The organism is Caulobacter sp. HJHS_5 (assembly GCF_056683955.1).
In genome coordinates, this window is record NZ_JBWZNC010000002.1 from 185,064 (window position 1) to 208,964 (window position 23,901).

Genomic DNA, 23,901 nt, shown 5'->3' on the forward strand with positions numbered 1-23,901 from the left:
GCTTTCGGGTCAGCTGTCGGCGGGAATAAGCGGTTCGGCGTGCAGGCCTTCGGCGGCCAGGGCGGTGGCGATGGCTTCGGCGATGCGCGCCTGGGCGGCGGCCGGATCGAAGGCCGCGCGGCCGTCGCCCCAGTCGATGACGAAGGCGGCCGGGGCCAGGGCGTCCGCGCGCACCAGGATCTGGCCGGGGAAGCCGATGGCGGCGGCGGTCTGCTCCAGCGTCGCCTGCAGGCGTTCGACGAGGTCCGGGGCGGCCCGAACCAGCAGCTTCGGCTGGGCCTCGACTTCACGGGCCAGGGCGGTGAGGGCGGCGGCGATCACCGTTTCGGGGAACCGGGCGAGGGCGGCGTCGGCGATCTTGCCGGCGCAGGCCAGGGCCAGCTCGGCCGAGCCCGTGCGATGTTCGTGGGCCACGGCGGCCAGGGCGCCGAGCGCCGAATGGCTGGCGGCGGCGATGCCCTGCAGGGCCTGGGCGGCTTCGGCCTCGGCCTGGGCGACGGCCGAGCGTTCGCCCTCCGCATAGGCCTCCGCGCGGATGGCCTCCACCTCCTCGGGCGTGAAGCTGCGCTTGGGGCGCGGCGGCTGGTAGGCGATGTCGCCGGCGTCGTCGAAGGCCGTGTCGAAGACGAAGCGGCGCATGGGGGGGGCAAGGTCGCTCATCAGTAGATCAGCTCATCGTCGCCGCCGGCGCCGGCCAGCATGATCTCGCCCTTGGCGGCCAGGTCCTTGGCGGTCTGCACCATGGCCACCTGGGCCTGGTCGACGTCCTTCAGGCGCACGGGGCCCATGCTCTCCATGTCCTCCCGCATGATCTTGGCGGCGCGTTCCGACATGTTGGAGAAGAACATCTCGCGCAGGCCGTCCGAGGCGCCCTTGAGGGCCAGGCCCAGCTGCTCCTTGTCGACGGCGCGCAGCAGGGTCTGCACCCCGCCGGGGTCGAGCCTGGAAAGATCCTCGAAGACGAACATCAGGGCGCGGATGCGCTCGGCGCTCTCGCGACTGCGCTCTTCCAGGGCGGCGATGAAGCGCGCCTCGGTCTGGCGGTCGAAGTTGTTGAAGATGTCGGCCATCATCTCGTGGCTGTCGCGCTTCGAGGTGCGCGCCAGGTTCGACATGAATTCGGTCCGCAGGGTCTGCTCGATCTTGTCGAGGATTTCGCGCTGCACCGGCTCCATGCGCAGCATGCGGGTGACGCATTCGAGGGCGAAGTCCTCGGGCAGGGCGGCCAGGACGCGGGCGGCGTGCTCGCCCTTGATCTTCGACAGCACCACCGCGACGGTTTGTGGGTATTCGTTCTTCAGGTAGTTGGCGAGCACGGCCTCGTTCACGTTGCCGAGCTTGTCCCACATGGTCCGGCCGGCCGGACCACGGATCTCCTCCATCAGGCCTTCGACCTTGTCGTTCGGCATGAAGGCGGCCAGCAGCTTCTGGGTCTGCTCGAAGGAGCCCATGATCGCGCCGGTGCCGGACATGCCGGAGACGAACTCGACCAGCAGGGTCTCGACCACCGAGGCCGAGACGTTGCCGAGGCCGGCCATGGCCTGGGAGATTTCCTTGATCTCCTCCTCGTCGAGCGCGCTCCAGATGGCGGTGTGCTCCTCGCCCAGGGCCAGGAGCACCACGGCCGCCTTCTCAGGCCCGCTGAGACGGGCCGGGTCGACGATGTTTTTCTTGCTCGCCCGGCTCATGCGGATTCATGCAGCCAGTTGCGGAGGATCGCGACGCTTTCCTCGGGGTGCTTCTCGGCGAACTCCGAGACCTGCCGGATCGAGCTGGCCTTCACCTGGCCTTCGATCTTGGCGATGTTGATGCGCTGTTCGACCTCCGGCCCCGGCAGGGCGACCATGTCGCCGCCGGCGCTGGTGGCGCCGGCCGAAAGGGTGACGAGCTGGGTCGTGCCGTCCGGACCGGCCATGGCGATCATCTGCTGACCGCCGGCGACGCCGCCGCCGCCGGCGTTCTTGAGCAACGGGCGGACCACGAAGAGCATGATGAGGATGGCGACGATCGCGGCGATGGCGAGTTCGGCGAAGCGCATGATGTCGTTCTTGTCGAAGCCCATCAGCGGGTTGGCGGCGGTGACGCCCTCGCCGTCGATCGCTTCGCGCGGGAAGCGGACGTTGACGACGGTGACGGTGTCGCCGCGCTCCTGGTCGAAGCCGACGGCGGCGCGGACCAGGTCCTGGATCTGCTGCATCTCCTGGGCCGAGCGCGGGGTGTAGGCGCCCGGCTTGCCGTCGGCGCCCACCGCGGTGTTTCCGTCGACGGCGACCGCCACCGAAAGCTTCTTGATGGCGCCCGGCTCGGTGACCTCGGTGCGGACCGACTTGGAGATTTCGTAGTTGGTGACGCTCTCGTTGGCGCCCGAGGTGCTGCCGAGGGGCTGGAAGCCCTGTGGGTTCTGGCCGCCGGGAATGTTGGCCGCCGCGGTGACGCCGCCGTTGGCGTTCTCGCGCTGCTCCTGCGAGTTTTCGGCCGAGGTGCTTTCCGAGCGGACGACCTGGCCGTCCGGATCGAAGCGCTCTTCCTGGGTCGTGACGCGGTTGAGGTCGATCTGGGCGGTCACCTTCACCTGGGCGCGGCCGGGGCCGACGACGCCTTCGACCAGATCCTTCACGGTCTTGCCGATGCGGCCTTCGACCTCGGCCTTGCGATCCTCGGCCATCTTGCCGGCCAGGCTGCCGTCCGACCCCGACGACAGGGTCTTGCCGTGCTGGTCGACGACGGTGACGCGGTCGACCTTCATGCCCAGCACGGCGCCGGCCACGAGGTTCTGCACGGCGCGGACCATCTCGGCGGAAGGGTCGCGGCCGCCGAGGCCGATGGCGACGGTGGCGGACGGGGCCTCGGCCTCGTCCTCGAACAGCTGGCGCTTGGGCAGGGCCAGATGGACGCGGACGGCCTGCACGCCGTCCCACTCGCGGATGGTGCGGCCAAGCTCGCCCTCGAGGGCGCGCTGCTGGTTCAGCTTCTGAACGAAGTCGGTCTGGCCCAGGGCGTTGGTGTTGTCGAAAATCTCGTAGCCGACCGATCCCTGGGTCACGAGGCCCTTGCCGGAGACGAGCAGGCGCGTCGAGGCGACCTCGTCGCGCGCCACCATGATCGTCGAGCCGTCGCCCTTGACGGTGTATTTCACCCCGGCCTGGTCGAGCGCCTGGGTGACCGAGGAGGCTTCCTTGAGGTCGAGGTTCGAATAGAGCAGGGCCTGGGGCTCGCGGCCCAGGGTCATGGTCAGGGCGACGAGCGCCGCCGCCACGCCTGCGCCGACCCCCAGGATCATGACCAGGCGGCCGATCCCGAACTTCTGAAGCGCGTTGGTGAACTGTTCCAAGCCCGCGTCGTCCCTTGCCCAAAGCGGCGCCGCTGGGGTGTCGCTAGGCAGGAATTACCGGGTGCAAGGTAAACGCAGGTTTAAGGTGTCCGCGGCCGGTCGTCGCGGCGCGCCCGAAAAGGAAACGGCCGCACCCCTGGAGAAGGTGCGGCCGATCTGCCTCGCGGCCCGTCCGTCGGCCGGATGGCCGCCGGCGAATTCCTACCGGTATTGCTGCAGGCGCGTGGTGCGCAGGCCCGCCAGGCCGTGGCGGTCGATCGACTGCTGCCAGGCAAGAAATTCCTCGTTGGTGAGGCGGTAGCGATCGCACGCCTCGTCGAGCGAGAGCAGGCCGCCGCGCACGGCGGCGACGACCTCCGCCTTGCGGCGGATCACCCAGCGCTCGGTGTCGCTGGGCGGAAGGTCGGAAAGCGTCAGCGGCGCACCGGTCGGACCGATCACGTACTTCTCGCCGCGGCTGTTGGTTCGCTGCTGCTGCAACATCGGCTTCTAGCCTCTCAAGCCATCACTGTTGGCGAGGACCATAAGCCCGAGCCGATAACAGCGGCTTAATTCCACTAGTAAAAATCCAAGAAACCATCACAAATAACCCCCTAATGAGAGTGTCCCGAAATGAAACGAGTCATTTCTCATGAGTTAAAGTTAAAGTATTAGCGCTTGATATTGATAAGTTCCTCAAGCATTTGGTCGGCGGTCGTTATGATTTTCGACGAAGCCGAGTAGGCTCTCTGCGTAACAATTAGACCGGTGAACTCTGTCGACAAGTCGACGGTCGAGGACTCAAGCGTCGAAGGGGCGATTTCGCCGGCTCCGCCGGTGCCCGCGGCCTTGAGGCTGAAGGGGCCGCTCTGTTGCGAAACGCGGTAGCTGTTACCGCTCAGCGCGATCAGGCCGTTAGGGTTGGCGAAGGTCGCCACCGCCACCTGGGCGATGCGGCGGGTCACGCCGTTGTCGAACACCGCGGTCACGAAGCCGTCTGTGTCGATCTCGACATTGGTCAGGTTGCCGAAGGCCGTGCCGTTGGTGGTCACCGCCTGAACGACCGAGGCGCTGTCGGCCTGGGTCAAGCCGCCGGCCCCTTCCGAAAGGCTCAGCTGGATCTCCTGGGCGGAGATGCCGAGGCCTGGGGCCCAACTCACTTCGCCGGCGGTCGGGGTATCGGACGACGCGCCAATCGAGACCAGGGAGCCGCCCGGCGGAAAGAGGGTGGTGGAGTCGAACTGGCCGTCGGAGGTGAAGGTCACGGTGCCCGACTTGATCAGGCCGTTCGTGCCGCCCGAGCCGAGCACGACATCGCTGGCCGGATCGGCGCGGACCTCCGCGTACCACTCATTGGCGGTTTCGCTTTTCAGGAAGGAGACCACGAGGGTGTGCTTGCCGCCCTTGGAGTCCGAGACCGGCACCTGGACCTCGAAGTCCGGCTTCACGCCGGTGCCGGCGTCGGCGTCGTAGTCGGCCATCGAATTGGTGGCCGCGTTGTAAGCCGTCGCCGGTGGCGTGGGCAGGCTCATGTCCTTCACGGCCTGCGAGGGTTCGGTAGAGGACTTCAGGTTGGCGGTGAGGCTGGCGCGGGTCGTCGGCTCGGCGGTGCCGCCGACCGAGGCGACGTTGATCGACCGCAGACGCGACAGGTCCGATGGGTCGGTGAGAATCTCGCCGTCGGCGTTGACCGGCCAGCCCTGCAGATAGAGCCCGGCGTCGTTCTTCAGGTAGCCGAGGCTGTCGAGTTGAAACGAGCCCGCGCGGGTGAAGGAACGGGCGTCGCTGTCCTGAATGTTTTCCGGCTTGTCGGTGGCGACGAAGAAGCCCGAGCCGTTGATCGCCAGATCGAGCGACGAGGTGGTCGCCTGCGTCAGGCCCTGCTGGGTGACGTACTGCCGGGTTTGGGCCTTCACGCCGCCGGCGCTGTAGCTCGTGCCGTGGCCTTGCGAAGTGACCAGTGTCGAGAAGTTGGCGGCGTTCCGCTTGTAGCCAACGGTGTTGACGTTGGCGATGTTGTCGGAGATCGCGGCGAGGGCCGAGGAGTTGGCCATCAGCCCCGAGACGCCCGCCAGCATGGCGCTGTTGATGCTCATGTCAGGTCGTCCTTAGTTGGAAGCGGTTTCGGTGGGCGTCGGCGTGGTCACGCCGACGACGGAGTTGAGCGCGACCTTGCGGCCGTCGATGGTGAGCATGGTCACCCCGTCCACGCTCTCGACGCCGGTCACGACGCCGGCCAGCAGGCTCTTAGGCGTCACGGCGATGTTCGAGCCGGCGGCGTCGGAGGCGGTGGCCTTCAGGGTGTAGGTTCCGCCGTTCGGCTGTTGCGTGCCATCGGCGGACTTGCCGTCCCAGGTGAAGCTCTTGTCGCCCTTGGTCAGGTCGTCCGGATTGATGGTGGCGACCGTCTTGCCGAAGCTGTCGACCACCTCGAGCTTCAGGCTCGTGGCGGCGCGGGGCAGGTTGTAGGTGAAGTCGATCTTGCCGTCGGTTAGGACGCCCTTGTCGCTCTCGGTGCTGACCTGCTTGCCGATCAGGTTGACCGAGTTGGTCAGGCCGCCGTCGTTCATGCCGACCAGCATGGTGAGAAGATCGTTGGTCAGCAGCTGCTGCTCGACCCCGGTCATCTGCACGATCTGCTGGGTGAACTGATTGGAATCCATCGGCGAGAGCGGATCCTGGTTCTTCAGCTGCGTGGTCAGCAGCGCCAGGAAGGTTTCCTCGCTGGACGCCAGGTTGTCCCGCGAGGTCGCCATGCGGTTGGCGACCGAGTTGGAGGAGTTGACGGCGTCGACCATCGGCGGCCCCTAGATGCGGATGTCCACACCGTCGCCGGGCGCGGTGCGGAAGTATGGAATGTCGGAAACCAGGGCTTCGGCGCCGCTGAGCGCCGCCTCGAAGACCCGGCCGGCGTGGGCGCCGCCGCGGTTCTGGCCATCGTCCTGGAAGCCCCAGGCGGACTGACCGCCGTTGCGGCCGCCGCCGTTCTGGTTGGCGACATCGAACGACAGGGCGTTGTCGGATACGTCGAAGCCGGCCTGCTGCAGGGCGCTGCGCAGTTCGCCTGAGCGGCCGCGCAGTTCGGCGGCGGCGTGGGCGTTTTCGAACGACAGGGCGGCGGTCATCCGACCGTGCTCGGCGATCTCGACCTTCACCGACACTCGGCCGAGCCCGATCGGATCGAGGGCGACGTCGAAACGGGTCGAGCGGCCGTCGAGCTTCTTGAGGATGTCGGCCGACAGCCGGGCGACGGTGTCGGGCGAGCCGCGCACGACCTGGGTCTCGGCGCCGGGCGCGGCGCCCTCGGCCGCGCGAGCGGCCTGCGGGGCGGCCATGGCCGTGGCCGTATTGGCGTCGGCGACCTTGGCGGGGTCTCCCCCCGCGTCCCTGGCGACCTCTTCACCGCCCTTGGACGCGGCGGCGAGGGCGGTGACGGCGTCGGCGGTCTGGGTCTCGACCGCCTTGGCCGCGGCGCGAGCCGAGGTCTCGCCGGCCGGCGTCGGCGCGGCGGGCGTCGGCTTTTCCGCCTTGGTGGGCTTGTCGCTGAGGACGGGGGTCTCGAGCGTGGGTTGGGCGGCGACCGGGGCTTCGGCGGCGGTCGCCGTCGCCGCCGCAGGTTCGGTGGTCGCGACCGTGCTGGCGTTCGTCGCGGCGAGGGCGGCGTCGATCGTGGCGGCGGACGGGGCCGGCGTTCCGGCGAGGGCGGGCGCGGCGTCGCCCGCGGCGACCGGCGGCTGGGCGGTCGGCGCCGGGACAGCCGTGGCGTTCGCCGGCGGGGCCTGGCCCGTGGTCTCGGCGCCGGCCTTGGCGTTCGGGGTGAGCAAGGCGGCCAGGACGGCGAGCATCGGATCGGGAGTCGCCTCGGCCGCCGATGGGTTTTCGTCCGCGTCGTCCTCGGCGGCGACCTTGTCGGGCGTGTTCGAAGTCTGCGCCTTGGCGCTGTCGGCCTTGGCGGGCTTGACGGGTTTGGCCGGCGGCGGGGCGGCGGGGGCGTCGTCGTCCGGGCCGCCGACATCCGCCATCAAGGCGTCGAAGTCGGTCGGCGCGCCTTTCGCCGACGCGCCGACGGCCACGCCCTTTTCGGCGGCGGGGGGCGGGGGCGGAGAGGCGGCGGAGACGTTCAAGCGAGTCGACCTTCGGAGCGGGGCGTCGCAGGGGCGCGACGATCCGATACCTGCTGAGCAACCGCCGGGCCAACTGTCGAGGTCGATATCAGGTCATTGTTATATAAGGAAAAATCAGCATTCCTCTCGGATCCCGGAAATCCGGTCAGTGGCGCTTTTTGCCGGGGCGTTCGCCGTCCTGAGGGTCAATCCCTGCCGATCGAATGGGGTCGACAGGCGTCTGGCGCCACTCTTGCGCCTGTGGTTGCGCCACCGTCCGCTTCCGGATCGGAGATGATATGAAAATCAACGACTTGGCTGAACGCCACGTCCGCGCCCGAACCGGCGCCCGGCAGAATGCGCCGGTCAGCTTTGCCCAGTGCGCAGGAGCTGCCGCATGAGTCTCGCCGCCATCATGGCCACCGCGACCACGGGGCTGAACGCCGCCCAGACCGGTCTGCGGGTGGTTTCGGACAACATCGCCAACGTCAACACGCCCGGCTACGTGCGCAAGCAGGCCGTGCAGACCAGCCTGGTCTCGCAAGGCATGGGCGTCGGCGTCGACATCAGCTCGATCAAACGGGCCGCCAACGCCTATCTGCAGGGCGCCAGCCTGATCGCCGCCGCGGACGCCAACCGCGCCGGAGCACTCTATGAAGGCCTCGACAGCGCTCAACGCCTGTTCGGCGACCCGTCGGATCCCGGCACGTTCTTCGACAAGCTGGAAGACGTGTGGGCGGCCTTCTCGGCGGCGTCGGACGACCCGAACTCGACCCTCGCGCGCGGAAACAGCGTCAATACGCTGCAGACCTTCCTGCAGGAGTCCGACCGGATCTCGCGCGGCCTGACCAGCCTGGGCGTCACCACCGACACAAAGATCAACGCCGACATCTCGCAGGTGAACGACCTGCTGAGCCGCATCCAGTCCCTGAACGTCGACATCCAGCGCGCCACGCTGCAGGGCGGCGACGCCACCGGCTCGGAGAACCTGCAGAGCAACCTGGTCGACGAGCTGTCGGCGCTGATGAACATCAAGGTCGACCAGCGTCCGCAGGGCGGGGTCAACATCCGCTCGGCCGAAGGCTATGCCCTGGCCGGCGACGGCGCGGCGACCCTGAGCTACAACAAGACCAACGGGGCGGAGGCCTACATCACCGCCAGCCTGCCGCTGGGCTCCGGCCAGCCGGTGCGCCTGAACATCACCACCGGCGACATCAAGGGCCTGCTGGAACTGCGCAACACCGAGCTGCCGGCCATGGCGGCCCAGCTCGGCGAGTTCACCGCCCAGGCGGCCGAGGAGATCAATCGCGCCTCCAACGCCTCCAGCGCCGTGCCGGCCCCGGCCAGCCTGACCGGTCGCAACACCGGCCTCGACGCGACGGAAGCCTTCGCCAACTTCACCGGCAAGACCAACATCGTGGTCACCGACAGCGGCGGCGTGGTGCAGCGCCGGGTGCTGGTCGACTTCGACGCCCAGACCATGAGCCTGGACGGCGGCGCCACGACCACGAGCTTCGCGTCGCCCGCCACGTTCCTCGGGGTGCTGAACTCCGCCAACGGCCTGGGGGCGGCGGGGTCCGCCACCTTCGCCAACGGCGTGCTGTCGGTCGCGGCGACGGGCGGCAATGGAATCTCGGTCGTCGACGACGCGACCACCCCCTCCGACAAGGCCGGCAAGGGCTTCAGCCATTTCTTCGGCCTGAACGACCTCGTCCGCTCGACCGGCATGTCCACCTACGCCACGGGCATGACGGCGAGCAGCCTGCACGGCTTCACCAGCGGCTCGATCAGCCTGCGCCTGATGGGGCCGGACGGCACGCGTCTGAAGGATATCACGGTCACCCCCACGGCCGGCGGGGACATGCAGGACCTGCTCGACCAGCTCAACGCCCCCACCAGCGGCGTCGGCGCCTACGGGGCCTTTTCGCTCGACGCCGACGGCGAGTTGACCTTCAACGCCACGGCCAGCTCCGGCGTCAGCCTGTCGCTGATTTCGGACGACACCCAGCGGGGCGCCGGCGGCCCGTCGATGAGCCAGCTGTTCGGCATCGGCCCGGCCGAGCGGGGCGCCCGCGCCCAGCGGTTCAGCATCGACGGCAACGTGCTTTCCAAGCCGGGCCTGCTGCCGTTCGCCCAGCTGGACCTTTCGGTCAGCCCGCCGGCCGCCTCGCTGAAGGCGGGCGACGGTCGCGGGGCCCTGGCCATCGCCAAGGCGGGGGAGGCGGCCACCAAGTTCGCGGCCACCGGCGGTCTCGCCGCCACGACGACCACGCTCTCGAACTTCGCCATGCAGATGAGCGGCGACATCGCCCGCAAGGCGGCGAACGCCGAGAGCCGCAAGGACGCCGCCGAGGCGGTGCATACCGAGGCCGACAGCCAGCGCCAGTCCGTCGAGGGCGTGAACCTCGACGAGGAGCTGATCAACATGACCACCTACCAGCAGGCCTACAACGCCTCGGCCCGCCTCATCCAGGCGGCCAAGGACATGTACGACGTGCTGACCAACATGATCTGACGGGAACCTGAACCATGACCCGCGTTTCGACCGCCGGCAGCTACGCCACCGTCCTCGCCAACATCCAGCGCGCCCAGGTCCGGCAGCAGCAGGCCGGAGCCCAGGTGTCCAGCCAGGTGAAGGCCAGCGACTACAAGGGCTATGCCCGCAACGCCGAAACCCTGACCGCCATGCGCGGCGTGCAGGTGAAGGTGAACGGCCTGATCGACCAGAACAAGGCGCTGGGCGCCAAGCTGGAGATGCAGGCGACCGGCCTCGCCCAGGTTTCGGACGCCGCCAAGGGCGCGCGCGAGTCCATCGCCAACGCCGTGGCGACGGAGAACGGCGACACCCTGATGTTGGAGCTGCAGAACTATTTCAACAGCGCCGTTTCGGGGCTGAACACCAAGTACGCCGGCAACTATCTGTTCTCGGGCGGCAAGGTCGACATCCAGCCGGTGACGGCCACCCAGCTGTCGGACCTGACGGCCGCGCCGGCCACCGCCGACCTGTTCAACAACGACACCTTCAAGACCTCCAGCCGCCTCGACGAGAACACCAGCATCCAGACCGGCATGCTGGCCAGCGAGGTGGCCACGCCGCTGTTCGAGCAGATGAAGGCGATCCAGGCCTACGTCGACGCCAACGGTCCGTTCACCGGCCAGCTGACCCAGGCGCAGAACGACTTCTTGAAGTCGACGCTGAACGGCTTCGACACCGCCTACACCGGCCTGACCGCGACCGAGGCCGCCAACGGCGTGATGCAGAAGCGCGCCGACGAGGCCCAGACGGCGCTGAGCGACCGGGCCGACATGCTGGAGGGCATGACGGGCGACATCACCGACGTGGATCTGGCCGAGGCGGTTTCGAAGCTCGAGCAGGTGCAGCTTTCGATGCAGGCGGCGGCTCAGGTGTTCTCGTCGCTGCGCAGTTCGACGCTGTTGGACATCCTGCAATAGGCGGGAATCTCGTAAACCGGCAGGCCTTCTTTTGGCATGGCGGCCGGACGCAAAATCGGCCTCCACTTTTGCTGGCCGCCCTGCATCGCTAAATAGCGGCGATGGACCTCGATCTCGCCCTGACGCAGACCCTTGGCGTCGCCCCGACCGCCCACGCGCTCGACGCGGCGACGGCGGCCGCGCGCGAGGCCGTCGGCCTGCCGGAAGGCGCGCGGGTGGTGGTCGCCATGTCCGGCGGCGTCGACTCGACGGTGACCGCCGCCCTGCTGCACCGCGCCGGCTATGGGGTGGTGGGCGTGACCCTGCAGCTCTACGACCACGGGGCGGCGATCCAGAAGAAGGGCGCCTGCTGCGCGGGGCAGGACATCCTCGACGCCCGCATGGCGGCCGAGAGCCTGGGGGTGCCGCACTACGTGCTCGATTACGAGAGCCGCTTCAAACAGCAGGTGATCGACGACTTCGCCGACGCCTATCTGCGCGGGGAGACGCCCATCCCCTGCGTGCGCTGCAATCAGACGGTGAAGTTCCGCGACCTGCTGGACGTAGCCCGCGACCTGGGCGCCGAGGCGATGGCGACGGGGCATTATGTGCGCCGGACGGTCGGGGCGCAGGGGCCGGAGCTGCGCCGGGCCGTCGATCCGGCCCGCGACCAGAGCTATTTCCTGTTCGCCACCACGCGCGAACAGCTGGACTTCCTGCGCTTTCCGCTCGGTGGGCTGGAGAAGCCAGAGGTGCGCCGCGCCGCCGAGGCGATCGGCCTGACAGTGGCCGACAAGCCGGACAGCCAAGACATCTGCTTCGTGCCCGAGGGCAAGTACACCACCCTTATCGACCGCCTGCGGCCGCACGGCGCCGAGCCGGGCGAGATCGTGCATCTCGACGGCCGGGTGCTGGGCCGGCACGAAGGAGTGACCCGTTACACCATCGGCCAGCGCCGCGGCCTGAACGTGGCGGTGGGCGATCCTCTGTTCGTGGTGCGCATCGACGCCGACGCGCGCCAGGTGATCGTCGGGCCGCGCGAGGCGCTGCTGACGGCCTCGCTGAGCCTGAAGGAAGAAAACTGGCTCGGGCCGCAGCCGACTTTGGCGGACGCGGCGCGGGCCAATAACGAGACGGAGGGCGTGGCCGTGCTGGCCCGCGTGCGCTCGACCCGCGATCCCTCGCCGGCGCGCCTGCTGCTGCGGGGCAACGCGCCCGCGGTGGTGTTCGACGATCCTGAAGAGGGCGTCGCTCCCGGCCAGGCCTGCGTGCTCTACGACGCGAACGATCCCGAGCGCGTGCTCGGCGGCGGCTTCATCGCCGGGACGGCGGCCGCCTACTAGACCTCACCGAGGGGTGAACGGCGCCGTCTTGGATGCGTCATCGACTCGGGCGTATGCTCGAATCGTTCGGGGACGACCTCCGGGTCGCTTCCCGCAGCCGCGTGTGAGGGGAGGCTTTGTCTTCAGTCCTTTAGCGTCGCGTTTCCCGAAGCTCCCGCCGGCGTGCGCGCCATGCATGTGAGCCCCCGCCCGTTGACGGGTCATCCCTGCCTCGTGCTCAACGCCGACTTCCGGCCCTTGAGCTATTATCCGCTGTCCCTCTGGCCCTGGCAGGAGGTGATCAAGGCGGTGTTCCTCGATCGGGTCGACGTCATCTCGACCTATGAGCAGGAGGTCCGGTCTCCCTCCTTCTCCATGCGGCTGCCCAGCGTGGTCGCCCTGAAGCAATATGTGGCGCAGGACCGGCCGCCGGCCTTCACCCGCTTCAACCTGTTCCTGCGCGACGCCTTCGCCTGCCAGTATTGCGGCTCGCCGAGCGATCTGACCTTCGACCACGTGGTCCCGCGCTCTCGCGGCGGCCGAACCACCTGGGAAAACATCGTCACCGCCTGCGCGCCCTGCAACCTGAGCAAGGGCGGGCGCACCCCCTTCGAGGCTCATATGCAGCCCTTCAGGGAGCCGAGACGGCCGAGCATGTTCGAACTGCAGGAGCGGGGGCGTCGTTTCCCGCCGCATCACCTGCACGAGAGCTGGCTCGACTACCTCTATTGGGACATCGAGCTGGAAGCCTAGGGCGCGCCAGGGCCAGGTGCGCGCGTTTGATCCGCCGGGCGAGCGCTAACATTGGACGTCGAGCCTCTTTCAGCGGGCCAGACGGTTCCATCCGGCCCCTAAGGTTTAGGCGGCTCCGGCAGTTGAGCTGCATGGGCTTTTGGAACGTCTCTCCATGACGTTCAGGTTGCAACATTCAGCCCCATCCAAAATTGACAATATCGACAACAAAGTCGCAGCTCGCGCCGGCGAACGGCGTCGGTATATCTCAGATATGCTAAAACGACCCGCTTTTGGCCTCGAGTGTGTCCCTGGTGCGTCACATTTTGTGACCGATGTGGCAAAGGTGGTCATAAAAAGGCTTTGTGACGTTGGTGACATGAATTACGGTCGAATTCGAACGTCGGTTTTTGACTCGGGGGGTAAGGTCCATCGTTCGCGCCACGGCGCAGTGGGCTTCTCGAAGCAATAGCCAGCATTCCGAACGCACCGCCGAAGGCGGGCGGTCGTGGGAATTAGCAAGGTCGTCAAGGCGTCGTCGAACCAACGAGCGGCGCGTACGCAAGGGGAGCAATCCAGTATGAAAAGATCCTATTTCCGCTCGTCCAAGGCCGCGATGGCCGCGGGGGTCGCCGTCACGGCGCTCCTGTCCGGCGGGCAGGCCTTCGCTCAGAACGCCCAGGCCAACGCCGTTGAAGAAGTGGTGGTCACCGGTTCGTCGATCCGCGGCGTGGCGCCGGTGGGCTCGCAGCTGATCGGCGTGACGCGCGACCAGATCAACGCGGTCGCTCCGACCAACGTCAAGGATCTGCTGGCCACCGTGCCGACCCTCGGCAACTTCGGCACCAACGCCGAGCAGTCGACCCCGAACCGCTTCCGCACCCAGGGCTACCTGGCCAACATCCACAACGTCGGCATCTATGCCACCCTGACCCTGATCAACGGTCACCGCGTGGCCGCCACCGGCACGGAAGGCTCCTTCCCCGACCCGTCGGCCGTTCCGCCGATCGCCCTGCAGCGCACGGAAATCATCGCCGACGGCGCCTCGGCCATCTACGGCTCGGACGCCACCGCCGGCGTGGTCAACTTCATCTATCGCAAGCCGTTCGACGGCATTGAGGCCACCGCCACCTATTCGTTCGACGGCGAGACCAGCTACGAACGCCGGAACTTCGGCGTCATCGGCGGCAAGACCTGGGACGGCGGCGGCTTCATGGTCGCCTACGACTACTCGTCCAACGAGTCGCCGCTGCAGAACGAAATTCCGTTCATCGCCCTCGGCGGCGACCAGACCTCGCGCGGCGGCCGCGACAACCGCGGCACCACCTGCCGCACCCCGACCTTCCGGGCGGTCAATCCGCAGAACGGCGCCACCTTCGGCACGACCTACGGCATCAATCAGCAGACCGGCGCCTTCTCGACCAACACGCCGGATTTCCGCTGCGGCCTGCGGACCCCCGGCACCATCATCCAGAACGGTGAGCGCAACTCCTTCCTGGCGACGGCCGAGCACCAGCTGACCGACATCGTCAAGGTGTGGACCGAACTGAACTACAGCCACTATGAAGGCTACTCGGTCGGCAACCCGTTCAACCTCGCCATCGCGGTGCCGAAGTCCAACCCGTTCCTGACCCAGGCCAACACGCCGCCGGCCCTGTGGGCCGCGCTGCAGCTCCCGACCGGCGCGCCGGGCGCCATCGACGCCGTGTTCATCAATCGCGCGGGCAACGATATCTTCGGCGAGCGCTACACCACGCCGGGCTCGTCGACGCTGGCCACCTGGGTCGGCGGCGTGGACGTTGACCTCGGCGCCGATTGGAAAGGCACCGCCTCGCTGGTGATTTCGCGTTCGCGCGACTTCTTCCGCAACCGCGAACCGGACATGCTGAACATGAAGGCCGCCCTGGCCGACACCAACCCGGCCACTGCGTTCAACATCTTCGGGACCGCGGCCAACAACAACCCGGCCACGCTCGCCAAGATCAACAACGACACCGGCCAATGGAACTGGGGGCAACAAGGCCTGCAGGAGCTGCAGTTCAAGGCGGACGGTCCGATCATGGAACTGCCGGGCGGCACCGTCCGCATGGCCGTCGGCGCCTCGTTCCGCGCCACCCAGGCCAACGCCCTGCAACTGGCCGGTTCGCGTAATCCGAACGCCGGCTACAACGCCGTCGTCCGTGACGACCACCCGCGCCAGCAGGTCTCGGCCGCCTTCTTCGAAGCCAACATTCCTCTGGTCGGCAGCGGCAACGCCATGCCGCTGGTGCAGGAGCTGACGGCCTCGATCTCGGGTCGCTACGACTACTACGACCGCTACGAAGGCACCTTCAATCCGAAGTTCGGCATCGTCTGGGCTCCGATCCAGGATCTGCGGATCAACGCTTCGTACGGCACCAACTTCAACGCCCCGAACGTCGGCCTGCTGACCGGCCTGTTCGGCCAGCCGGGTTATAACTCCAACCCGAACCAGGTGATCGGTTACGGTCAGTACAAGGGCACCACGCTCACCAACATCAACCAGTACACCCTCTCGGGCCAAGGCGGCGGCAACCTGACGCCGGAAGAAGCCAAGACCAAGTCGGTGGGCGTCACCTGGACCCCGGCGTTCCTGCCGGGCCTGCGCGCCGGCGTGAACTGGTACTACATCGATTATTCGAACCTGTTCTTCAAGGTTACGGGCAGCGACCTGATCACCAATCCGGCCTTCGAGGGCTTGGCTGAGTTCTACCCCACGCAAGAGCGGATGAATGAGATCCTGAAGCAGTTCCCGCCTTCGAACGCGATCCTGGTCAACAACTTCGAGTACGTGCCGCACACCGAGGCGGTGAACCTCGGGGTTCGCATCTACGAAGGCCTGGACTACGACGTCAGCTACTCGTTCAGCACCGAGAACCTGGGTCAGTTCCGCGTCGGCGTGACCGCCAACCAGCAGCTTCAGTACAAGCAGAAGGCGCTGCCGGGTTCGGCGTTCCAGGACCGCTTCAACACCACCGACGTCGTCGAGTGGAAGGCGCGCTTCAGCGCCGGCTGGATCTACAACAACCTGACGACCAACCTCTTCTACAACTACACCGGGGAGTACACGAACCAGAACTCGGTGGTGGTGAGGAACCAGAAGGTGGACGCCTACAAGACCGTCGACCTGTCGGTGGCCTACGAGTTCCCGAACCTGATGAAGGGCATCACCCTGCAAGGCCAGGTGACCAACCTGTTCGACAAGGATCCGCCCTTCTTCGACAACGGCGACGGCTATAACGGCAACTGGGCATCGCCCTACCCGCGTAGCTACACCTTGACCCTGCGCGGCAAGTTCTAAGCCAGGGATCGTTTTCGCAGACGTTTACCCCTTTTTCCGCGTCTGCATGACTAGGGCCGCCCTGTGCCGGGGCGGCCCTTTTTTATTCACGGCCATGCGATCTCGACCGGCGTAGAAAAGGCCTCCGAACGGAGGCCTTTTCCAGTTCAGCGGTAGGCCGCCGGTTAACGCGGAGCAGTGGCGTTCGCGCCGGCCGAGGCGTCCATCCCGACCGAGGCGCCGCCCATTGTCGCGCCGGTGGAGGTGGAGCCCGCCGCCGAGGCGTCGCCGTCCTTCTTCTCCTTGTCGGCGTCCGCCGCCGCTCCGACCGAGGTCGAGGTGGAGGCGCGCGGCGCATTCTGACGCGCGGCCTCGGCGCCGGCCGCGGAGGTGTCGCGAGCCGCGTCGCCCACGCTGCGGGCCGTGTCGCGCACCGTGCCGGTGATGGGGGCCGTCATGGAATCCGGCGCGGAACCGGGCTGAGCGCCCGCCGATCCGGTTACCGAGCCCGCGGCTCCGCCGAGGCCTCCGACTGTCGAGCCGGCGCCGCCGGTGACGCCGCCCGTGATCTGAGCCGCGGCAGGCATCGTCAGCATGGCGGCGGCCAGGGCGGCGGCGCTGGCGGCAAGAAGCAATTGACGCATTGGGTGTTCCTCCATCCGAGGTTTTCGGGCCCCGCCCACAAGGCCAACGCGAGCCGACGGCGTCGGTTCACGGTCAAGTTCGATCACTTTTTCAATCGCTTGCGCCTAAGGGCTTGGCGCGGAGGCTGGCGGACTCGGTTCGACGGTCGAGGCGGCGACACCGGCGGCCGAGGCGCTCGTGGCCTGGATGAGGGGGGCGACCGCCACTTCGGTCGGCGTTACGGCGGTCAGATGGACCGGTGTCGGTTCGGGCGAGATCTCCGGTTCGGGCGGCTTGGGCGGGCTTCGACGGACGGGCCGCACGGTGGGCGGCGGGGTGTCGGACACGGCGTAGACCATGGACGGCGTGGGCGCGACGGCCGAGGCCAGGCGCACGGTGTCGTCACCGCGCACGGCCACGATGGAGGCGCGCCGATCGGCGATCGATTTCTGTAGGGCGGTGGTGAAGCCGTAGAGGCCCATGACGCCGATCACCGCCAGCGCGATGACGGCGCCCGGCGGGCCGGCGACTCCGGGCTTGGGGTGCTGAATGGCGATCGGCATGGCGCCGCTCCTCGCGGTCGTCCCAGCGGCGACCGCTCATCGGATAAACGGATGAGAGGAGTCGGCGTTCCTGGCGGACGTCGGATTCAGACCTTTTCGCTGATCTTGATCGCGGCCTTGCAGCCGGCCTGGATCACCGCCGACAACAGGCCGTATCCCGGCGCATCCTTGGCGCCCTCGGCGACGGCATGATCGCGATGCGCCAGTTCCTCATCACGGAACTTGCTCAGCTCGGCGGCCAGTTCGGGATCGCGACCCTCAAGCTCGGCGATCTGGCCGGCGTAGTGGCCCTCGATCACGGTCTCGACCGCCTCGGTGCAGGCGTGCGCCGCCTTTTCTCCCAGGAGGGCCGTGCCGGCCCCGAGTATGAAGCCTGCCGCGCGCCACAGAGGCGCCATCAGCGTGGGACGCACGCGCTGTTCGTTGAGCAGGGCGTCGAAGCGGGCCAGGTGCACCGCCTCGTGCGACTCCATCTCCGCCAGCTGGCGGTCGATGCGGCCGTGGGCGCGGGCGGCGCCGAAGACGGCGCGCTGGCCTCGATAGATATGCACGGCGCCGAGCTCGCCGGCGTGATCGACCCGAAGGATTTCCGCCAGCCGCGCCTTGGGGGCGCCGCGACCGGGGCGGGGCGGAACGGGCGCGCTCATCGGATCCCGCCCTGCTTGAAGGCCCGCATCGCCGCCGCGAAGGACAGGCCGGCGAGGCCCAGGGACACCAGCGCGTTCCAGCCGGCCATCGACAGGCCGAACATCCGCCAGGCGGCGACATCGCAGGCCGGGGCGCTGGCCTTGGCGTCGCCGGAGAGCAGGGCGTTCATGTCCTCGATGCTGACGGTCGCGCCGCCGGTGCAGGTCTGTGGGCCCGGCCACCACTTCCACTCGACGCCCGCGTGAAAGGCCGCGAGGCCCGCACCGAACAGGAAGGCGACGGCCAGCATCCAGAGAACGGCCAGGCGGGTGCGCTTGGCCCAGGCGAACCGCTGGGTGACCACGCCGATGGCGGCGACGCCGAGGGCCACCCAGTAGACCTCGCGTTGTTTCAGGCAGAGGTGGCAGGGGGCGAGGTCGCCGAAGGTCTCGAAGGCGTGGGCGGTCGCCAGCATGGCGGCGGAGACCAGGAAGGCGACGAGCGGCCAGTGGCGAAGCAGCGGCGAGACCGGGCTGTTGTCTTGCGTCAGGGACACGGCGGGTCAGAGACCTTTCAGATCAAGCGAACAGTTCAGCATGCGCCGCCGCCGCCGCCAATGAAATGGCTGGCCACGAGGCCGCCGACAACGAGCAAGATCAGAAGGCCGGCGAACAGGGCCAGACGCCGCTCGATGATCGGCAGCATCGCCGGCCCGACCTTCTTGACCACGCCCGCCACCAGGAAGAAGCGCGCGGCGCGCGTCACCACCGAGGCGAGAATGAACATCGGCAGGCTGAAGTGGGCGAGGCCCGAGGCGATGGTCACCAGCTTGTAGGGGATTGGAGTGAGCCCCTTGGCCAGGATCACCCACACGCCGTACTTGCCGTACCAGCACTGGAACTCGGCCAGGCCGCCGGCATGGCCGGTGGCGGCCATCAGCTTGAAGGCGATGTCGGTGAGGTAGAAGCCGATCGCATAGCCCAGCATGCCGCCGAGCACCGAGGCGAGGGTGCAGAGCGCGGCGTAGCGCCACGCCCGGTCCGGCCGGGCCAGCACCATCGGCGCCAGCATCACGTCCGGCGGAACGGGGAAGAACGAGCTCTCCGCGAAGGAGACCGCGAACAGGCTGGCGGGGGCGTGGCGCGAGGCCGAAAGCCTCATCACCCAATCGTACATCCCACGCAGCATGACATCTCCGGCGCTTATGCGTTTCGCTAGCTAGCAGGGGCGGCGCCGCTTGTCGCGCCCCAGGCAAGGTAGTTTCATACGATACGATTTTCGCCCGCAGACGGAGTGTCCGATGACCACTGAAGCCCGCGATCTGTTCGACAATCCGCTCGGCACGGACGGCTTTGAGTTCGTGGAGTTCACGTCGCCCGAACCCGAGCGGCTGAAGGGGCTGTTCGAGATGATGGGCTTCACGGCCATATCGCGGCACCGGTCGAAGGAGGTGCTGCGGTTCCGCCAGGGCGACATCAATCTGATCCTCAACATGGAGCCGGCCGGCCAGGCCGCCGACTTCCGCGCGGCGCACGGGCCGAGCGCCAATGCGATGGCGTTTCGCGTACGCGACGCGGCCAAGGCCCTGAGGCTGGCGGTCGAGCGCGGGGCCGAGGCGGTGACCGGGCCGGTGGGGCCGATGGAGCTGAACATCCCGGCCATCAAGGGCATCGGGGGCTCGAACCTCTACCTGGTCGACCGCTATGGCGCGCATGAGATCTACGATGTCGACTTCACGCCCATCGAAGGGGCGCTGGAGGCCGAGACGAGGAATGGCGTGGGCCTGACCTACCTCGACCACCTGACCCACAATGTGCACCGCGGAAACATGGCCAAGTGGGCCGACTTCTACGAACGCATCTTCAACTTCCGCGAAATCCGCTACTTCGACATCGAGGGGAAGGTCACGGGCCTGTTCTCCAAGGCGATGACCAGCCCGGACGGCATGATCCGCATCCCTCTGAACGAGAGCCAGGACGAGCACAGCCAGATCGAGGAATTCCTCAAGGACTATAAGGGCGAGGGCATCCAGCACCTGGCGATGGGGACGGGCGACATCTACGCCACCGTCGAGGCGATGAAGGCGCGGGGCGTGCGGTTTCAGGAGACGCCGGACAGCTATTACGAGCTGTTGGACGACCGGGTGAAGGCGCACGGCGAGAATCTGCAGCGGCTGCGGGCGGACCACATCCTGGTCGACGGGGCGCCGACCGAAGGCCAGGGCCTGCTGCTGCAGATCTTCACCGAGAACATGATCGGGCCGATCTTCTTCGAATTGATCCAGCGCAAGGGCAACGAGGGGTTCGGCGAGGGCAACTTCAAGGCCCTGTTCGAGTCCATCGAGTTGGATCAGATCCGTCGCGGGGTGGTGAAGGCCGAGTGAGGCGTTAGGTTGGGGCGATGAGCGACCCCATTCTCGATCCCGACCTCGCCGCCATGGCCGAGGACGAACTGACCCGGGCCCTGACCCTCTCGTGGCGCGATCTTTCCACCCTGACGCCGTGGGGCGACAGCTTCGACGGCTTCTCGCCGGCGGGACGACAAGTGACGGTGGAGCGAAACTATCTGTGGGCAGGCGACGCCGGCGGGGACATTCTGTGCGAGGTGACCGTCTTCGGAGGCCCTTCGCGTTATGACGAAGGCGTCCGGGCGAGCCGCCTGGTGAGGAAACCCTAAGGGCCGCAAAGGCCCGCATATAAGGAGTGGCCATGAAGCTTGCCTCGCTTAAGGGAGGCCGCGACGGCCGCCTCGTGGTGGTCAGCGACGACCTCGCCTGGTGCTGCGACACGCGGCCTATCGTCAGCACGCTGCAGGAAGCGCTGGATGACTGGGATCGCTACGGCCCGCAGCTGGAGGCGCTCGCGACCAGCCTGATGCACGGGGCCGTGCCGCAACAGCGCTTCCACGAGCATGAGGCGGCGAGCCCCCTGCCGCGGGCCTATCAGTGGGCCGACGGCAGCGCCTATGTGAACCACATCGAACTGGTGCGTCGGGCTCGTGGGGCCGAGGTGCCGGAAAGCTTCCGCACCGATCCGCTGATGTATCAGGGCGGCTCTGACGCCTTCCTCGGGCCGCGCGACGACATTCCGTCCCATGACGAGGCGGCCGGCTGCGACTTCGAGGCCGAGGTGGCGGTGATCGTCGGTGATGTGGCTCAGGGCGCGAGCCGCGAGGAGGCCCTGGCCGCCGTTCGGCTGGTGATGCTGGCCAACGACGTTTCCCTGCGCGGTCTGATCCCGGGCGAGCTGGCCAAGGGCTTCGGCTTCTTCCAGAGCAAGCCGCCGGGCAGCTTTTCGCCCGTCGCCGTGACGCCGGACAGCCTGGGCGAGGCGTGGCGCGACGGCAAGCTGCACGGCCCGATCGAGGTGACGCTGAACGACCAGCCGTTCGGCCAGCCCGACGCGGGCGTCGACATGACGTTCGACTTCGGCGCCCTGATCGCCCACGCCGCCGCCACCCGGCCGCTGAGCGCGGGCACGATCGTCGGCTCGGGCACGGTGTCGAACCGCGGCCCCGACGGCGGTCCGGGCAAGCCCGTCTCCGAAGGTGGGGCCGGCTACTGCTGCATTGCTGAGCAGCGCACGGTGGAGACGCTGCTCGGCGGCGAGGCGAAGACGCCCTTCCTGCGTCCCGGCGACACAGTGCGCATTGAGATGCGCGACGGGCGGCGGCACTCCTTGTTCGGCGCCATCGAACAACGAATGGCGGATCGCTGAATGGGAGGAAGGCTGGTGGCGACGTCGTGAACGCCAAACCGCACGCGAATCTGACGGCCAAGAAGGGCGACGACCTGCTCGCGCTCGACGAGTATCTGCCGTTCCGCCTCTCGGTGGCGTCGAACGCGGTCAGCAAGCTGATCGCCCGCGCCTATGAGGACCGCTTCGGCCTGACCATTCCGCAATGGCGACTGGTCAGCGTGCTGGCCGAGGGGCCGGCGACCCAGGCCTCGCTGCTGGCCCGCACGGCGATGGACAAGGTGACGGTGAGCCGCGCCGCCCAGGGGCTGGTCACCCGCCGCCTAGCCGCCCGCACGCCCAATCCCGCCGACGCCCGTTCGCACAGCCTCGCCCTGACCACGGAGGGCGCACGCCTCTATGCCGATATCGCGCCCCTGGCCCTGGCCTACGAGGCGGCGCTGCTTTCCGGCCTTGAGCCGGGTGAGGTGAGGGCGTTGAAGCGTCTACTGCAACGGCTCGAGGGCGCCGCGGCTCAGCTTTCCGGCCGCTGACCGCTTCCAAGGGCGCGGCCTTGCCAGCGCCCGATGCCGGGCGCAAAACTCCGCCTCTGTTTTTGCGCAATGTGGGAAAATCCATGCGTCACCCGCTGATCTTCGCCTCGATCCTCGCCCTTACCATGGGCGCCGCCGCCTGCGGGCCGAAGACGCCCGCGGCCCCGCCGGAGGCCGCCGCAAGCAAGGACGCGGAGGGCTATGCGACGATCCGGATGCAGGTGAACACCGGCTTCCTCTCGGCCGAGGAAAAGCAGGTGGTGAACCTGCTGATCCAGGCCGCCGATCAGATGAGCGCCATCTACGACAAGCAGAGGGTCGCCCAGGGCGGGCCCGACGGCCCGGGCCACGGCTTCTATCCGCCGGGCATGACCAAGGCCGAGTTCGAAGCCTATGTGGCGGCCCATCCGGCGGAGAAGGCCGCGCTGATGAGCGGCTATACGGTGGTCAAGCGCGAGGGCGACAAGCTGGTCGCCACACCCTACTCGGTGGAATACAAGCCCGAGCTCGACAAGGCCGCCGCCCTGCTGGAGCAGGCGGCCGGGATCACGACCAATCCGAGCCTGAAAAAGTTCCTGACCCTCCGGGCGGCCTCGTTCCGCTCGAACGACTACTATCAGTCCGAAATGGCGTGGATGGACCTCAGCGGCACGCCCATCGAGGTCGCCATCGGGCCGTATGAGACCTACACCGACGAGATGCTGGGCCAGAAGACGGCCTTCGAGGCCTTCGTCACCCTGAAGGACCCGGCCGAGAGCGGCGCGCTCGACAAGTACAAGAGCTACCTGACGGCCATGGAGACCAACCTCCCGGTCGACGACAAGTACAAGAACTTCAAGCGCGGCGGCGACAGCCCCATCGCCGTGGCCGAGCAGATCCGCGGCGGCGGCGACAACATGCACGGCCCGCAGACCATCGCCTTCAACCTGCCCAACGACGAGCGGGTGCGGGAAGCCAAGGGCGCCAAGAAGGTGATCCTGTCGAACGTGCTGGGCGCCAAGTACGACGGTATCCTCAAGCCCATCGCCGACAAGGTGCTGGTCGCCGACCAGGCCGCCCTGGTGAACAAGAAGTACATGACGCTGGAGACCCTGTTCCACGAACTGTCGCACAGCCTGGGGCCGGGCACGATCGTGGTCGACGGCAAGACCACCGACAAGGTCGTGGCCCTGAAGGAGATTGGCGGCACCGCCGAGGAGGCCAAGGCCGACGTGATGGGCGTCTACAACATCGCCTTCATGATGCAGAAGGGCGAGCTGCCGACGGCCGAAGCCTCGCAGCTCTACGCCACCTACTTCGCCGGCATCTTCCGCGCCGCCCGGTTCGGCGACGCCGAGGCGCACGGGCGCGGGGCGGCCCTGCAGTACGGCTATCTGAAGGCCAAGGGCGCCTTCGCCTGGGACGAAGCGGCCAAGCGCTACCGCGTCGACGACGCCAAGATGGCGGCGGGCATCCGCGATCTGGTGAACGAGATCGTCCGGCGTCAGGCCACTGGCGATTACGCCGGCATGGTGGCCTTCTTCGACCAGTACGCCCACCTGGACGACCAGGCCAAGGCGGTGAACGAAACGCTGAAGGACATCCCGGTCGATATCAAGCCGGTCTATCCGGACGCGGTCTGAGCATGGGAAACGGCGCCAGGCCGGAGCCTGGCGCCGTCGA

At 67.8% G+C, this 23,901-nt stretch carries 22 protein-coding genes; 10 read left to right on the forward strand and 12 right to left on the reverse strand.

Going from position 1 to position 23,901, the window contains the following annotated elements; all coding sequences use genetic code 11:
• Nucleotides 1–9 precede the first annotated feature (9 nt).
• From ACFLIT_RS04520 to ACFLIT_RS04550, 7 genes are all read right to left on the reverse strand, one after another.
• A complete protein-coding gene (locus tag ACFLIT_RS04520; RefSeq protein WP_479910005.1) occupies nucleotides 10–660 on the reverse strand; it encodes a FliH/SctL family protein in 651 nt (216 codons plus the stop codon).
• On the reverse strand, nucleotides 660–1,688 hold the full coding sequence (fliG, locus tag ACFLIT_RS04525) for a flagellar motor switch protein FliG (RefSeq protein WP_479910006.1): 1,029 nt from the start codon (nucleotides 1,686–1,688) through the stop codon (nucleotides 660–662). Before fliG ends, ACFLIT_RS04520 begins: the two co-directional genes overlap by 1 nt.
• A complete protein-coding gene (fliF, locus tag ACFLIT_RS04530) occupies nucleotides 1,685–3,331 on the reverse strand; it encodes a flagellar basal-body MS-ring/collar protein FliF (protein WP_479910007.1) in 1,647 nt (548 codons plus the stop codon). The genes fliG and fliF overlap by 4 nt, the downstream gene beginning before the upstream one ends.
• A 201-nt stretch (nucleotides 3,332–3,532) precedes the next feature.
• Nucleotides 3,533–3,814, reverse strand: coding sequence for a CtrA inhibitor SciP (gene sciP, locus ACFLIT_RS04535; RefSeq protein WP_479910008.1), 282 nt, complete (start codon nucleotides 3,812–3,814; stop codon nucleotides 3,533–3,535).
• Nucleotides 3,815–3,981: 167 nt separating this feature from the next.
• Complete coding sequence (flgE, locus tag ACFLIT_RS04540) at nucleotides 3,982–5,406, reverse strand: flagellar hook protein FlgE (RefSeq protein WP_479910009.1); 1,425 nt, start codon at nucleotides 5,404–5,406, stop codon at nucleotides 3,982–3,984.
• Nucleotides 5,407–5,418: 12 nt separating this feature from the next.
• Nucleotides 5,419–6,108 (reverse strand): flagellar hook assembly protein FlgD, encoded by a 690-nt coding sequence (locus ACFLIT_RS04545; protein WP_479910010.1) that lies wholly within the window; start codon nucleotides 6,106–6,108, stop codon nucleotides 5,419–5,421.
• A 9-nt stretch (nucleotides 6,109–6,117) separates the two neighbouring features.
• Nucleotides 6,118–7,434: a flagellar hook-length control protein FliK gene (locus ACFLIT_RS04550; RefSeq protein WP_479910011.1), complete on the reverse strand. Its 1,317-nt coding sequence runs from the start codon at nucleotides 7,432–7,434 to the stop codon at nucleotides 6,118–6,120.
• Nucleotides 7,435–7,810: 376 nt separating this feature from the next.
• Here ACFLIT_RS04550 and flgK point away from each other — a divergent pair, with 376 nt between their 5' ends.
• The 5 genes from flgK (at nucleotide 7,811) to ACFLIT_RS04575 (ending at nucleotide 16,218) form a co-directional block, all read left to right on the forward strand.
• A complete protein-coding gene (gene flgK / locus ACFLIT_RS04555) occupies nucleotides 7,811–9,928 on the forward strand; it encodes a flagellar hook-associated protein FlgK (RefSeq protein ID WP_479910012.1) in 2,118 nt (705 codons plus the stop codon).
• A gap of 14 nt (nucleotides 9,929–9,942) precedes the next feature.
• Nucleotides 9,943–10,866, forward strand: a complete 924-nt coding sequence (locus tag ACFLIT_RS04560) for a flagellin (protein ID WP_479910013.1) — start codon at nucleotides 9,943–9,945, stop codon at nucleotides 10,864–10,866.
• A 101-nt stretch (nucleotides 10,867–10,967) separates the two neighbouring features.
• On the forward strand, nucleotides 10,968–12,188 hold the full coding sequence (gene mnmA, locus ACFLIT_RS04565; protein ID WP_479910014.1) for a tRNA 2-thiouridine(34) synthase MnmA: 1,221 nt from the start codon (nucleotides 10,968–10,970) through the stop codon (nucleotides 12,186–12,188).
• A gap of 171 nt (nucleotides 12,189–12,359) precedes the next feature.
• Nucleotides 12,360–12,920: an HNH endonuclease gene (locus ACFLIT_RS04570; protein ID WP_479910015.1), complete on the forward strand. Its 561-nt coding sequence runs from the start codon at nucleotides 12,360–12,362 to the stop codon at nucleotides 12,918–12,920.
• A gap of 559 nt (nucleotides 12,921–13,479) precedes the next feature.
• On the forward strand, nucleotides 13,480–16,218 hold the full coding sequence (locus ACFLIT_RS04575; protein WP_479910016.1) for a TonB-dependent receptor domain-containing protein: 2,739 nt from the start codon (nucleotides 13,480–13,482) through the stop codon (nucleotides 16,216–16,218).
• Between the two features lie 164 nt (nucleotides 16,219–16,382).
• On the opposite strand, the gene ACFLIT_RS04580 is transcribed toward ACFLIT_RS04575, so the two are convergent.
• From ACFLIT_RS04580 to ACFLIT_RS04600, 5 genes are all read right to left on the reverse strand, one after another.
• Nucleotides 16,383–16,841, reverse strand: a complete 459-nt coding sequence (locus tag ACFLIT_RS04580) for a hypothetical protein (RefSeq protein ID WP_479910017.1) — start codon at nucleotides 16,839–16,841, stop codon at nucleotides 16,383–16,385.
• Between the two features lie 105 nt (nucleotides 16,842–16,946).
• A complete protein-coding gene (locus tag ACFLIT_RS04585; protein WP_479910018.1) occupies nucleotides 16,947–17,384 on the reverse strand; it encodes a hypothetical protein in 438 nt (145 codons plus the stop codon).
• A gap of 86 nt (nucleotides 17,385–17,470) precedes the next feature.
• Nucleotides 17,471–18,031, reverse strand: coding sequence for a demethoxyubiquinone hydroxylase family protein (locus ACFLIT_RS04590; RefSeq protein WP_479910019.1), 561 nt, complete (start codon nucleotides 18,029–18,031; stop codon nucleotides 17,471–17,473).
• The gene (locus ACFLIT_RS04595; protein WP_479910020.1) at nucleotides 18,028–18,567 is read right to left on the reverse strand and encodes a disulfide bond formation protein B; all 540 of its coding nucleotides are present in this window, start codon (nucleotides 18,565–18,567) and stop codon (nucleotides 18,028–18,030) included. Before ACFLIT_RS04595 ends, ACFLIT_RS04590 begins: the two co-directional genes overlap by 4 nt.
• Nucleotides 18,568–18,602: 35 nt before the next feature.
• Nucleotides 18,603–19,199 carry a YqaA family protein gene (locus tag ACFLIT_RS04600; RefSeq protein WP_479910021.1) on the reverse strand — a complete coding sequence of 199 codons (597 nt, stop codon included), beginning with the start codon at nucleotides 19,197–19,199 and terminating at the stop codon, nucleotides 18,603–18,605.
• A gap of 112 nt (nucleotides 19,200–19,311) precedes the next feature.
• Here ACFLIT_RS04600 and hppD point away from each other — a divergent pair, with 112 nt between their 5' ends.
• From hppD to ACFLIT_RS04625, 5 genes are all read left to right on the forward strand, one after another.
• A complete protein-coding gene (gene hppD / locus ACFLIT_RS04605; RefSeq protein ID WP_479910022.1) occupies nucleotides 19,312–20,394 on the forward strand; it encodes a 4-hydroxyphenylpyruvate dioxygenase in 1,083 nt (360 codons plus the stop codon).
• 17 nt (nucleotides 20,395–20,411) lie between these two features.
• A complete protein-coding gene (locus tag ACFLIT_RS04610; RefSeq protein ID WP_479910023.1) occupies nucleotides 20,412–20,687 on the forward strand; it encodes a hypothetical protein in 276 nt (91 codons plus the stop codon).
• 32 nt (nucleotides 20,688–20,719) lie between these two features.
• Nucleotides 20,720–21,727: a fumarylacetoacetate hydrolase family protein gene (locus tag ACFLIT_RS04615; protein WP_479910024.1), complete on the forward strand. Its 1,008-nt coding sequence runs from the start codon at nucleotides 20,720–20,722 to the stop codon at nucleotides 21,725–21,727.
• A 50-nt stretch (nucleotides 21,728–21,777) separates the two neighbouring features.
• On the forward strand, nucleotides 21,778–22,239 hold the full coding sequence (locus tag ACFLIT_RS04620; protein WP_479910357.1) for a MarR family winged helix-turn-helix transcriptional regulator: 462 nt from the start codon (nucleotides 21,778–21,780) through the stop codon (nucleotides 22,237–22,239).
• 83 nt (nucleotides 22,240–22,322) lie between these two features.
• Nucleotides 22,323–23,861, forward strand: a complete 1,539-nt coding sequence (locus ACFLIT_RS04625; RefSeq protein WP_479910025.1) for a dipeptidyl-peptidase 3 family protein — start codon at nucleotides 22,323–22,325, stop codon at nucleotides 23,859–23,861.
• The last annotated feature ends 40 nt before the right edge of the window (nucleotides 23,862–23,901 follow it).